Below are 660 nucleotides of genomic sequence, written 5' to 3'. Positions count from 1 at the left end.
ACCGGGTGCTCGTCCACGGGCCGGGCGCGCAGGGCCTCCTCGATGACGGGGTCGTACTCGTCGGTGAGGACGATGTCTTCCTTGGTGGGGAAGTAGCGGAAGACGGTGCTGGGGGAGACCTCGGCAGCCTCGGCGATCTGGTCGACGGGCGTCGCGTCGTACCCCTGCTCGGCGAAGAGCCGGTAGGCGGCGTGCCGGATCGCCTGGCGGGTCTGGATCTTCTTCCGCTCGCGGAGCCCGAGCTTGCGCTCGCGCCCGGTGCCGAGCGTGGGCACCATCCCGGGCTCCGCGGCGGACGTCGTACGTGCTGAGGCCATGGCCCCTATTGTCGGCCATCGCCGGGCGCCCCGGCCACGTGCGACGGCGGGGTCGCGGGCGCCGCCGCCGGGCCCGGCGCGCCACCGGGCGCCGCGGCATCGCCGTCGGGCTTCGCACCGCTCGGGCCAGCGGGATCGCCCGGACCGCCCGGACCAGCCGCGCCACCGGGGCCACCCCGGCCAGCCGAGCCGCCCGGGCCACCCGGACCCTGGGCCTTGTCGGCGGCCGGGCGGGCCGGGCGCGAGTCGGGGAGGAAGCAGGCGGTGAGCGCGGCGGCGAGCAGGGCCGTGGCGCCGCAGACCAGCAGGACCAGGGCCATGCCGTGCAGGTACGCGGAGTTGG

Annotated in this window: 1 protein-coding gene and 1 pseudogene; both read right to left on the bottom strand. The window is 77.0% G+C overall.

Annotation, left to right across the window (positions count from 1 at the left end; translation table 11 throughout):
- Positions 1–317: TetR/AcrR family transcriptional regulator (locus KUM32_RS37835; protein WP_374227601.1), on the bottom strand; the 317-nt coding region annotated here is incomplete at its 3' end.
- Positions 318–322: 5 nt separating this feature from the next.
- Positions 323–660 (bottom strand): annotated as a pseudogene (locus KUM32_RS37830) (hypothetical protein); the annotation flags it as partial.

It is taken from the genome of Streptomyces sp. AC627_RSS907 (assembly GCF_019049165.1).
The sequence above is the reverse complement of the archived record's forward strand: the minus strand, read 5'-3'. Positions and strand labels throughout refer to the sequence as shown.